Here is an 11,713-nt window from a genome sequence, read left to right as displayed (position 1 = left end):
TTATTGCAAAGTGTGTTGCTCGATGAATTCCATCGGCTGCAATCCTTCGCGGCTTACCAATCGATTCAGCTCGATCCGGGGCAAACGAACGGCCAGCAGGCTGACACCTTCTTCATCGTATTCTTCTTTCTGCACCGCACCGAGTTCGAAGAACTGCGCACGCAGTCGAGCGAAGCGTTGCGGCAAGCGCAAGGTACCGACGAACAGATCACTGCCGAGCAACTCGGCGATGGCCTGTTCAAGCAACTCCAGACCGCTACCATCACGCGCCGAGAGCCAGACCCGTTGCGGCTTGCCATCGGCATCGCGCTGGATCTGCGGCTCGACGCCCTCAAGCAAATCGAGTTTGTTATAGACCTCGAGGATCGGCAAGTCCTGGGCACCAATCTCGCCCAGCACCACCATTACCTGCTCGATCTGCAACATGCGATCCGGTTCGGCCGCATCGATCACGTGCAGCAGCAGGTCGGAATTGCTCGACTCTTCGAGCGTAGACCGAAATGCCTCGACCAGCTTGTGCGGCAGGTGACGAATGAACCCCACGGTGTCGGCGAGGACAATCGGACCGAGGTCGTCAAGCTCCAGCCGGCGCAGGGTCGGGTCGAGTGTGGCGAACAGTTGATCGGCCGCGTACACCTCGGACTTCGTCACGTTGTTGAAGAGTGTCGATTTGCCGGCGTTGGTGTAGCCCACCAGCGAAACGGTGGGAATGTCCGCACGGGATCGGCCACGGCGCGACTGTTCGCGCTGACTGCGCACCTTCTCCAGCCGCCCCTTGATCTGGCGCAGGCGAACCCGCAGCAGACGGCGGTCGGTTTCCAGCTGGGTTTCACCCGGACCACGCATACCGATACCACCACCCTGACGCTCAAGGTGAGTCCAGCCGCGAACCAGCCGCGTGCTCATGTGGTCAAGCTGAGCCAGTTCGACCTGCAGCTTGCCCTCATGGGTACGGGCGCGTTGGGCAAAAATATCGAGAATCAGCCCGGTACGGTCGATCACGCGGCACTCGAAAACACGTTCGAGGTTGCGTTCCTGACTGGGCGTGAGGATGTGATTGAAAATCACCAGATCGGCTTCTTCAGCCTTAACCAGGTCGCGCAGTTCTTCGACCTTGCCGCTGCCGATCAGATATTTGGCGGTTGGCCGATGACGCGGCACGTTAAAAAACGCGACGGTCTCGGCGCCAGCCGAATTTGCCAACTCCTGAAACTCCTGCGGATCTTCGCGCGCCTCAGGGTCCTGTCCATCCAAGTGAACGAGGATGACTCGTTCACCACCACCGTGGCGCTCAAAGAACAAAGGAGACTCCTATCAGGCGTTACCCGGCGCTGCATCGGCATCGCCCTGTTCGTTTTCGGTTGCGCTAGGCAGACGAATTGGACGAACCGGCACGACGGTCGAGATAGCGTGTTTGTAGACCATCTGGCTTACGGTGTTTTTCAGCAGGATCACGAACTGGTCGAACGACTCGATCGTCCCTTGCAGCTTGATACCGTTGACCAGGTAGATGGAAACCCCGACTTTCTCTTTACGTAAAGTGTTCAGGTAAGGGTCTTGTAGCGAATGCCCTTTTGACATGTGCCGCACTCCTTTAAGGATTCAATAATGAAAAACAGGTGAATTCAGATGGCTTCGGCCGTCACACCCCCAAGGATAGACGGCAATTGCAAGGACTCAGCTCAATATGGAGATGGTCCCGAGGTATTTCAAGGCGCGTGGCAGATTGTCGCAATCAAGACTGTCCAGCCAGTGCAAATCGTCCCAGCTGCGCAGCCAGGTAAACTGGCGTTTGGCCAATTGGCGCGTGGCGATGATGCCCCGCTCCTGCATCTGGGCCAATGTCAGCTTGCCGTCCAGGTAATCCCAGACTTGGCGGTAGCCTACCGCACGTATAGACGGCAACCCCGAATGCAGGTCACTTCTCTTACGCAGGGCTACGACCTCGTCGATGAATCCCTGTTCCAACATATTTGTGAATCTTTGTTCAATTCGCTGGTGCAGAACCTGGCGATTCGCCGGAGCAATGGCCAGGTTCGCGACAGTATAGGGCAATTGTTGGCGTCCCGAAGCGGCTGCTTCAGTACTTTGCGCAGATTGTTGCTCGCGCAGGGCGGTCATGCTCTGCCCGCTGACTCGATATACTTCCAGCGCCCGACTCAAGCGCTGCGGGTCATTGGGATGAATGCGCGCCGCCGACACCGGATCAATTTGCGCCAACTGCTCGTGCAGCGCTTGCCAGCCGAGGCGTGCAGCTTCTGCCTCGATCTGCGCACGGACCTCGGGATCGGCCGCCGGCATGTCCGCCAGACCTTCGACCAGAGCCTTGTAATAGAGCATGGTGCCGCCGACCAGCAGCGGGATCTTTCCTCGCCCAGTGATCTCGGCCATGGCCTGCAACGCGTCGCGACGAAAATCGGCAGCGGAATACGCTTCAGCAGGATCGAGAATGTCGATCAGCCGGTGCGGATATTCGGCGAGCAGTTCTTTCGAAGGTTTGGCCGTGCCGATGTCCATGCCGCGGTAGACCAGCGCCGAATCGACACTGATCAATTCGCACGGCAGCACCTTGGTCAGCTCGATGGCCAGATCGGTCTTGCCCGCAGCGGTCGGGCCCATCAGGAAAATCGCTGGAGGAAGCTGGCTCATCAACGACCGCGCAGGAACAGTTTGTCCAGATCGTCCAGGCCCAACTGGGTCCAGGTCGGTCGGCCATGGTTGCATTGACCGCTGCGCTCGGTGTTTTCCATGTCGCGCAGCAGGCCGTTCATTTCCGGCAGGGCCAGACGCCGGTTGGCGCGGATCGCGCCGTGGCAGGCCATGGTGCCGAGCAGTTCGTTGAGGTGCGCCTGGATACGATCGCTGGTGCCGTATTCCATCAGATCAGAGAGCACGTCGCCGACCAGTCGATTGGCTTCGGCTTGCTTGAGCAAGGCGGGAATCTGCCGGATCGCCAGGGTTTCCGGCCCCAGCCGCTGCAATTCAAAACCAAGACGCTGAAACCACGCGGCGTGTTCTTCAGCACAATCGGCCTCGCGCTGACTCACGGCCAGCGACTCCGGCACCAGCAACGGCTGGCCACTGAGACCTTCGCTGGCCATGGCGATTTTCAGGCGCTCATACATGATTCGCTCGTGCGCGGCATGCATGTCCACCAGCACCAGGCCATGGGCGTTCTCGGACAAAATATAGATGCCCTTGAGCTGCGCCAGTGCATAGCCGAGCGGCGGGATATCTTCCTGACCGGTCGGCAGCGCACTGGCATTGGCTTCAGGCAGCGGCGCGAAGAACTCCTTGTAAGCAGCTTGCGCCTCGGCAGCGGGCACCACCGATTGCGGACGCGGCGTGTATTGATACTGATAAGCGCCGCCAGCGCTGGCGCCGGAAGTAGTGTTGAAAGCCGGCTGGGCCTGCGGCTGCTCCAGCAGCGCATTGGCGGCCAGACGCATCTCTCCCTGCGGGCCGAACTCGCCAGCCTCGATGCCACTCGGCCGAACAATCGCCGTGGTGACCGAGCCGGCCAGTTGATCTTCCGGACGCACATCGCCCAGCGCACGGTGCAGCGTGCCGTAAAGGAAATCATGGACCATGCGCCCGTCACGGAAACGCACTTCGTGTTTGGTCGGGTGCACGTTGACGTCTACCGCTGCCGGATCGACCTCGAAAAACAGCGCGAAGGTCGGGTGCCGGCCATTGAACAGCACATCGCGATAAGCCTGACGCACCGCGTGGGCGACCAGTTTGTCGCGCACTGCCCGACCGTTCACAAAGAAATACTGCAAGTCAGCCTGGCTACGGTTGAAGGTCGGCAAACCGACCCAGCCCCACAGATGCAAGCCATTGCGTTCGATCTCGATCGGCAACGCCTGCTCAAGAAAACCCGAACCGCAGATCGCCGCCACCCGCCTTGCGCGGGCTGCATCATCGTGGGCCTCGTGCAGGCTGAGGATGGTCTTGCCGTTGTGGCGCAGATGAAAAGCCACGTCGAAGCGCGCCAGCGCCAGACGCTTGATCACTTCTTGCAGGTGATCGAATTCGGTTTTTTCGGTCTTGAGGAATTTACGCCGCGCCGGGGTGTTGAAGAACAGGTCGCGGACTTCTACCGAAGTGCCGACCGGATGCGCCGCCGGCTGCACGCGCGGCGCCATGTCCCGGCCTTCAGTCTCGACCTGCCAGGCCTGGTCGGCATCGCGGGTACGCGAGGTCAGGGTCAGACGCGCCACGGAGCTGATCGACGCCAGCGCCTCGCCACGGAAACCCAGGCTCATCACCTGTTCGAGGTCTTCGAGATTGCGGATCTTGCTGGTGGCGTGACGGGCCAGGGCCAGCGGCAGGTCGTCGGCGGAGATGCCGCTGCCGTCGTCGCGCACGCGCAGCAACTTGACGCCGCCCTGTTCGACATCGACATCAATACGCCTGGCGCCGGAGTCGAGGCTGTTTTCCAGCAGCTCCTTGATCACCGAAGCCGGGCGCTCAACCACCTCTCCGGCGGCGATCTGGTTCGCCAGTCGTGGACTGAGAAGCTCGATGCGCGCCGTGTTCGATACCTGGCTCATTCTTTCGACGCCAGTTCGGTGCCGGGAATGGTCAGGTGCTGACCGACTTTCAACTCGTCACTTTTCAGGTTATTGGCAGCACGCAAGGTGGCCGGCGAAACCTGATAGCGCACGCCGATCATCGCCAGGGTTTCACCCGGGCCGACACGGTGGTCGCGCGGGCCTTGGGCAATCTTGCCGGAATCACGCAGCCAGGCGATGTAGGTGCCCGGTGGCGGATTCTGCTGGAAGAACTGGCGCACGCCGCTGCTGATCGAACGGGCCAGCGCTTGCTGGTGGCTCGATGCGGACAGTTTGTTCGCTTCGTTGGCGTTGGAGATAAAGCCGGTTTCGACCAGGATCGACGGGATGTCCGGCGACTTCAGCACCATGAAGCCGGCCTGTTCCACGCGCTGTTTGTGCAGTGGCGTGACCCGGCCAATGTTGGTCAGGACCTTCTGGCCGACGTTGAGGCTGGAGGTCAGCGACGCTGTCATCGACAGGTCGAGCAACACGCCCGCCAGCATACGATCCTTGTCGTCGAGGCTGACGTTGCCGGCACCGCCGATCAGGTCGGAACGGTTTTCACTGTCGGCCAGCCAACGGGCGGTCTCGGACGTAGCGCCACGATCAGAGAGGGCGAACACCGAAGCACCGAAAGCTGCTGCGGACGGCGCGGCGTCGGCGTGGATCGAGACGAACAGATCGGCGCCCTTCTTGCGTGCGATTTCGGTTCGCCCGCGCAATGGAATGAAGTAGTCGCCGGTACGGGTCAGCTCGGCGCGGAAGCCTTTCATGCCGTTGACCTGACGCTGCAACTCGCGAGCGATCTGCAGTACCACGTCTTTCTCACGCTGGCCGCGCGAACCGGACGCGCCCGGGTCTTCACCACCGTGGCCGGCGTCGATCACCACAATGATGTCGCGCTTGCCGGCCGGGGCTGGCGGCAACTTGATCGCCGGCTCAGTCGGGGTAACCGGCACTGCCGGCACAGTCGCCACCGACGGCGTCGGGGCCGGCGGCGGCGCGGCATCGGCCGGGTTGTCGAACAGATCGACCACCAGACGGTTGCCGTACTGCGCGTTCGGCGCCAGCGAGAAGCTTTTCGGGGTGACGGCTTTTTTCAGGTCGATGACCACGCGCAGGTCGGTCGGTGTGCGCTGAGCCGAGCGCATCGCAGTGATCGGCGTGTTCGCGGTCTGCACGTTCAACGGCGCGCCGAGGGTGGCGCCGTTTATGTCGATGACCAGCCGGTCCGGGGCTGTCAGGGTGAAAACGCTGTGCTGCACCGGGCCGCTGAGGTCAAAGACCAGTCGCGTGTTGTCCGGCGCCCGCCACAGGCGCACGCTGTTGACCTTTGAATCGGCCACAGCGTTGACGGTTACTGCCATCAACATCAGTCCAGCGGCAGCCACCAACGCGCGAAAGCGCATACCAAACCCCATCATTTAATTGGATTCCAATGCCAAAGCGGCACACCAGGCCTCGCCACGCGAGCCCTGGGCTAAAATTTTCAGCGAACGCCCGCTGTCTTGCGGGCCAATGGTAATGGTCAGGTCAGGCTTTGGCAAAAAGCCTGCACCTTTATCGGGCCACTCGATCAGGCACAGGGCATCGTCTTCGAAGTAGTCGCGGATGCCGAGAAACTCCAGTTCCTCGGGATCGACCAGGCGATAGAGGTCGAAGTGGAAGGCACGAATGTCACCGATCTCGTAGGGCTCGACCAATGTGAAGGTCGGACTTTTTACCGCGCCAACATGCCCCAAACCGCGAATGATGCCCCGCGACAGCGTGGTTTTGCCCATACCCAGATTGCCTTCGAGAAAAATCAGGCCATGGCCCTGGGTGACGCGGGCGATCCGTGCGCCAAAGTCGCTCATCGCCTGTTCATCGGCCAGGTACAGGGTTACTTCAGACACGGTGCTTGCTCCTCCAACAACTGACGAATGGCTGGAATCAGATCACTGGCCGCCAGCCCACGGCCGAATTTGCCTTGTTGCATACCCGCGTTGGCATGCAGCCAGACGGCCAGGCATGCCGCATCGAACGCGTCCATGCCTTGGGCCAGCAATGCGCCGGCCAGACCGGCCAGCACATCGCCGAGCCCGCCCGTGGCCATCGCCGGATGGCCCTGATGACAGAGGGCCAGACGCCCGTCTGGATGGGCGATCAGACTGCCGGCACCTTTCAGAACCACTACCGCTGAATACTTTTTGCTCAACGCCAGAGCAGCGGCCGGGCGATCGGCCTGCACCTCGGTGGTGCTGACGCCAAGCAAGCGCGCCGCTTCACCCGGATGCGGGGTGATCACGCAATCCTTGGGCAACTGGACAAAATCGCTGGCCAGCAGGTTCAACGCGTCAGCGTCCCACACCTGCGGCAGCGGCGCATTGGCGGCAGCCGACAACAGGGCACGGCCCCAACTGGCCTGACCGAGGCCCGGCCCGACCACCAATACCGAAACCTTTTCCAGCAGACCCATCAGTTGATTGGCTGACGAGGTGCCGAGCGCCATAGCCTCCGGCACCCGAGTCAGCGCCGCCGGCACATGCTCTGGGCGAGTCGCCAGCGAAACCATGCCCGCGCCGCCGCGCAAGGCCATTTCCGTGCTGAGCAGAATCGCTCCGCCGAACCCGTGATCGCCGCCGATCAGTAACACATGACCAAAGCGCCCCTTGTGCGAGGTCGGCGCGCGCGGCGCAAGTGCTGGAAGATTAGCGGCGCTCAGGCGTTGAGCGCAGACGGGAATGTCACTGAAAATTTCGTCGGTGGCTTGCAAGTCGTTGAACACCAGTTCGCCGATATGATCCGCCGCATCGCCGGTCAACAGCCCGACCTTCATACCAATGAATGTCACCGTGAGATCGGCGCGGACCGCGACACCCAGTTCACGCCCGGTATCGGCACATAGCCCGGAAGGAATATCGACCGCCGCTACCGGCAAACCGCAGGCGTTGATCGCCTTGATCGCCGATGCATAGGGCTCACGCACTTCGCCGCTCAGGCCTGTGCCGAGCAAGGCATCGAGGACGACACCGTGCAGCTCGCTTTGCGCCTGCCAGCCTTGCACCACAACACCTGCGGCCACCGATTCGACATGGGCCAGCGCGGCATCACCCTGCAAACGCTGCGGATCGCCGACGGCGAGAACGCGCACCATCCAACCGGCCCGCAGCGCCAGCCCGGCCACCAGATAACCGTCGCCAGCGTTGTTGCCGTGCCCGGCGAGCACCGTCAGTTCGTTCGCTGCCGGCCACTTGCGCACCAGTGCGCGCCACGTCGCGCGGGCGGCGCGTTGCATCAATTCGAAGCCCGGCGTGCCGGCGGCGATCAGCCGCGCGTCGAGTTCGCGCACCTGCGCGGCGCGGTACAGCGCGTCGGGTAATTCATCTTTCGTCTGCGGCATGCGTCTTCGGGCTCCGATGTCTGGCAGAATTATACGCACCTCAGCTCCGGTTTCTCTCGCCTCATGTCCGCCATCACCACAGACCTGCCCGCCCTCGCCCAATCGATCAAGGATTGGAGCCGCGAGCTGGGCTTCCAGCAAGTCGGCATCAGCGGTCTGGACCTGGCCGAACACGAGCAGCATCTACAGCGCTGGCTAGAGGCCGGCTATCACGGCGAAATGGACTACATGGGCGCCCATGGCAGCAAACGCTCGCACCCCGACGAGCTGGTGCCGGGCACGTTGCGCGTGGTTTCCCTGCGCATGGACTACTTGCCGGGCGATACCGAAATGGCCAAACGCCTGGCTGAACCGGAAAAGGCTTACGTGTCGCGTTATGCCTTGGGCCGCGATTACCACAAATTGATCCGTAAACGTGTTCAACAATTGGCCGACAGGATCCAGGCAGAGATCGGCCCGTTCGGTTTTCGTGCCTTTGTCGACAGCGCGCCGGTGCTGGAAAAAGCCATCGCCGAACAGGCCGGGCTGGGCTGGATCGGTAAAAACACCCTGGTCCTCAACCGCAAGGCCGGCAGTTATTTCTTCCTCAGCGAGCTGTTCGTCGATCTGCCGCTACCGGTGGACGAGCCGCATAGCAGCGAACATTGCGGGCGCTGCACCGCGTGTCTGGATATCTGCCCGACCAACGCTTTTGTCGGCCCGTACGTGCTGGACGCGCGACGCTGCATTTCCTACCTGACCATCGAACTGAAAACCGCGATTCCCGAAGAATTGCGGCCATTGATAGGCAATCGGGTGTTTGGCTGCGATGACTGCCAGATCGTCTGTCCGTGGAACCGTTTCGCCAAGCCTTCCGGGGAAAGCGATTTCAAGCCACGGCACAACCTCGACAATGCCGAACTGGCGGAGTTGTTTTTGTGGGATGAAGATAAGTTTTTGAGCAGCACCGAAGGTTCGCCGTTGCGGCGGGCGGGATATGAGCGCTGGTTGAGGAATCTGGCGGTGGGCCTGGGCAATGCGCCTTCAACGATTGTGGTGCTGGAAGCGTTGAAGGCGCGACGGGATTATCCTTCCGATCTGGTGCAGGAACACGTCGAGTGGGCGCTCAGGCAGCATGCCGAGCGTCAGGGCGCGTCGTTGTAGACAAACTTGGGCATTTCCCAATGAAAACGGATCGCCAGCAGGCGTAGCAAGAACCCACCGAACAGCGTGATCAGAATCGCCTGCTCGCCTGGCACGTTCAGGTACAGGCAAAGCATGTAGCACCACGCAGCGGCAAACGACACGCTGGCGTAAAGCTCACGACGAAAGATCAGCGGAATGTCGTTGCAGAAGATGTCACGAAGGATGCCGCCGAACACCCCGGTAATGACGCCGCTGACAGATGCCACCAGCATGCCGTGGCCCATCTCCAGAGCGGTCATGCAACCGATCAAGGTGAATGCCACCAGGCCCACCGCGTCGAGTACCAGAAACAACGAGCGCAGGTGGCGCATCCAGCGTGCGGTGAACACGGTAAACATTGCCGCCACCGACGTCAGCACCAGGTATTCCGGGTGCTTGACCCAAGTCAGCGGGTAGTGCCCGAGCAACACGTCGCGCACTGAACCGCCACCGAGCGCGGTGATGCAGGCGATCAGCACCACGCCAAACCAGTCCATGCCGCGTCGTCCGGCGGACAGCGCGCCAGTCATGGCTTCGGCGGTGATGGCGATCAGATAGAGCATCAGCAACATGATGGCAGTCCAGGCAGGAAGGCGCGCAGTCTAGCCATTTCGGTGCTGCACCAGAAGAGGGCGCCTCAGCAAACACAACTCCCTGCAGGCGCCGCCGAAGGCTGCGATCTTGTAGTTTTGCTTTTTCAGGTGCAAAACCAAGATCAAAAGATCGCAGCCTGCGGCAGCTCCTACACAGGGATCGCGTCAGAACTTGATGAAGTGCTTGCGGTAGTGCTGCAGCTCGGCGATCGATTCGCGGATGTCGTCCAGCGCCAGGTGGGTGCTGCCCTTCTTGAAGCTGTCGCGCACATCCGGAGCCCAGCGCGCGGCCAGCTCCTTGAGCGTGGAGACGTCGAGGTTGCGGTAGTGGAAGTAGCTTTCCAGCGCCTTCATGTGGGTATAAAGGAAGCGGCGGTCCTGGCAGATGCTGTTGCCGCAGATCGGCGATTTGCCCTTCGGCACCCACTTTTCCAGGAAGGCGATGGTCTCAGCTTCTGCCTCAGCCATGCTGATGCGGCTGTCGCGTACACGCTGGGTCAGGCCGGAATTGCCGTGGGTGCGGGTGTTCCACTCGTCCATGCGCGCGAGCACTTCGTCGCTGTGATGGATGGCGATCACCGGGCCTTCGGCCAATGTATTCAGCTCACTGTCGGTGACGATGGTGGCCATTTCGATGATGACGTCGTTGTCCGGGTCCAGACCGGTCATTTCCAGGTCGATCCAGATCAGGTTCTGCGGGTTTTGCATATTCGGGCTCCTAGGCAATGCTGCGCAGTTTAGCCTAGGCCGGTGGCCGGGCGTGCTAAACTCGCGGCCGTTTTACCTAATCGCTGCATTCTTCAGACGGAACACCCATGGCCAAACGCCAACTCAATCGTCGTCAAAACTGGCGCATCGAAAAGATCCAGGGCGAGCGCGCCGCACGCGCCGCCAAACGCGAGTCCTCGGCGGTCGAAGCCCTCGAGGGCGGCGACCTTGGCCCAGAGCAACACGGCCTGGTGATCGCCCACTTCGGCGTGCAGGTCGAAGTCGAAGCCGTTGACGGCGAACTCGCCGGTCAAGTGTTCCGCTGCCACTTGCGCGCCAACCTGCCAGCGCTGGTCACCGGCGACAAAGTCGTCTGGCGCGCCGGCAACCAGGGCATTGGCGTGATCGTCGCGCAACTGCCGCGCAGCACCGAGCTGTGCCGCCCCGACAGCCGTGGTCAGCTCAAGCCGGTTGCCGCCAACGTCGACATGATCGTCATCGTTTTCGCGCCGCTGCCCGAGCCTCACGCCAACCTGATCGACCGCTATCTCGTCGCCGCCGAACATGCCGGCATCCGCCCGCTTCTGCTGCTGAACAAATTCGACCTGATCGACGAGCAGAACGCCCCGGCATTGAATGCGTTGCTGGCGGTGTATCGCACGCTGGGTTATCCGGTGCTGGAAGTTTCGGCGCACCACGGCGACGGCATGGAACAGCTGCAAAAGCAGCTCGACGGGCGCATCAGCGTATTCGTTGGTCAGTCCGGCGTCGGCAAGTCGTCGCTGGTCAACAGCCTGCTGCCGGAAGTCGAAACCCGCGTCGGACCGTTGTCCGAGCTGTCCGGTCAGGGCACGCACACCACCACCACCGCGCGCCTGTTCCACTTCCCTGGCGGCGGCGAACTGATCGACTCCCCGGGCATCCGCGAATTCGGGCTGGGCCACGTCAGCCGCGCCGATGTCGAAGCCGGTTTCATCGAGTTCGACGACCTGCTCGGCACCTGCCGTTTCCGTGACTGCAAGCACGATCGCGAACCGGGTTGTGCGCTGCTCAAGGCACTCGAAGACGGACGCATCCAGCAGCAGCGGATGAACAGCTATCGCTCGATCATCGCCAGCCTGCCTGAAAACGGCTATTAAACAGTCACGCCGGCGGCCCTGCACTAAGGGCCGTTGGCTGTCGGACTGCATCTGACTCACGCCTCTCGCTGTTAAACATCAGTCTCTTCTGTAGGCTTTTGCGCACCTGCTCGCAGGACCTTTCTGTTTTGCCACGCAGACCTTGTAGGTCTGCGCCAGCGGCCTACA

General features: G+C 61.6%; 11 protein-coding genes. 2 read left to right on the top strand and 9 right to left on the bottom strand.

The genetic code is table 11. The annotated features are described in order from the left end of the window. The 7 genes from hflX to ND528_RS18820 form a co-directional block, all read right to left on the bottom strand. Nucleotides 1-1,302, bottom strand: a complete 1,302-nt coding sequence (hflX, locus tag ND528_RS18850; RefSeq protein ID WP_016771946.1) for a ribosome rescue GTPase HflX — start codon at nucleotides 1,300-1,302, stop codon at nucleotides 1-3. 12 nt (nucleotides 1,303-1,314) lie between these two features. Beyond that, a complete protein-coding gene (gene hfq, locus ND528_RS18845) occupies nucleotides 1,315-1,581 on the bottom strand; it encodes an RNA chaperone Hfq (RefSeq protein ID WP_016771947.1) in 267 nt (88 codons plus the stop codon). Nucleotides 1,582-1,677: 96 nt separating this feature from the next. Continuing rightward, on the bottom strand, nucleotides 1,678-2,649 hold the full coding sequence (gene miaA / locus ND528_RS18840) for a tRNA (adenosine(37)-N6)-dimethylallyltransferase MiaA (protein WP_263470901.1): 972 nt from the start codon (nucleotides 2,647-2,649) through the stop codon (nucleotides 1,678-1,680). Continuing rightward, the gene (mutL, locus tag ND528_RS18835; protein WP_263470900.1) at nucleotides 2,649-4,556 is read right to left on the bottom strand and encodes a DNA mismatch repair endonuclease MutL; all 1,908 of its coding nucleotides are present in this window, start codon (nucleotides 4,554-4,556) and stop codon (nucleotides 2,649-2,651) included. The genes miaA and mutL overlap by 1 nt, the downstream gene beginning before the upstream one ends. Beyond that, nucleotides 4,553-5,932 (bottom strand): N-acetylmuramoyl-L-alanine amidase, encoded by a 1,380-nt coding sequence (locus ND528_RS18830; RefSeq protein ID WP_370593506.1) that lies wholly within the window; start codon nucleotides 5,930-5,932, stop codon nucleotides 4,553-4,555. Before ND528_RS18830 ends, mutL begins: the two co-directional genes overlap by 4 nt. 51 nt (nucleotides 5,933-5,983) lie before the next feature. After that, entirely contained in the window at nucleotides 5,984-6,454 is a 471-nt protein-coding gene (gene tsaE / locus ND528_RS18825) for a tRNA (adenosine(37)-N6)-threonylcarbamoyltransferase complex ATPase subunit type 1 TsaE (RefSeq protein ID WP_130910048.1), read from the bottom strand. After that, entirely contained in the window at nucleotides 6,442-7,941 is a 1,500-nt protein-coding gene (locus ND528_RS18820; protein WP_212615158.1) for an NAD(P)H-hydrate dehydratase, read from the bottom strand. Before ND528_RS18820 ends, tsaE begins: the two co-directional genes overlap by 13 nt. A gap of 63 nt (nucleotides 7,942-8,004) precedes the next feature. Here ND528_RS18820 and queG point away from each other — a divergent pair, with 63 nt between their 5' ends. After that, on the top strand, nucleotides 8,005-9,084 hold the full coding sequence (gene queG, locus ND528_RS18815) for a tRNA epoxyqueuosine(34) reductase QueG (RefSeq protein WP_263470899.1): 1,080 nt from the start codon (nucleotides 8,005-8,007) through the stop codon (nucleotides 9,082-9,084). Here queG and ND528_RS18810 read toward each other — a convergent pair. Further along, complete coding sequence (locus ND528_RS18810) at nucleotides 9,066-9,680, bottom strand: trimeric intracellular cation channel family protein (RefSeq protein WP_178081165.1); 615 nt, start codon at nucleotides 9,678-9,680, stop codon at nucleotides 9,066-9,068. The two genes, queG and ND528_RS18810, sit on opposite strands and share 19 nt — an antisense overlap. Nucleotides 9,681-9,863: 183 nt before the next feature. After that, complete coding sequence (orn, locus tag ND528_RS18805; protein ID WP_016771957.1) at nucleotides 9,864-10,406, bottom strand: oligoribonuclease; 543 nt, start codon at nucleotides 10,404-10,406, stop codon at nucleotides 9,864-9,866. 107 nt (nucleotides 10,407-10,513) lie between these two features. On the opposite strand from orn, the gene rsgA reads away from it, so the two are divergent. Then, nucleotides 10,514-11,545 carry a small ribosomal subunit biogenesis GTPase RsgA gene (rsgA, locus tag ND528_RS18800; RefSeq protein ID WP_024011360.1) on the top strand — a complete coding sequence of 344 codons (1,032 nt, stop codon included), beginning with the start codon at nucleotides 10,514-10,516 and terminating at the stop codon, nucleotides 11,543-11,545. Nucleotides 11,546-11,713: the final 168 nt, after the last annotated feature.

Source organism: Pseudomonas mercuritolerans (assembly GCF_025706525.1).
Lineage (GTDB): Bacteria > Pseudomonadota > Gammaproteobacteria > Pseudomonadales > Pseudomonadaceae > Aquipseudomonas > Aquipseudomonas mercuritolerans.
Note: the sequence above shows the minus strand (reverse complement) of the source record. Positions and strands in the feature narration are given on the sequence as shown.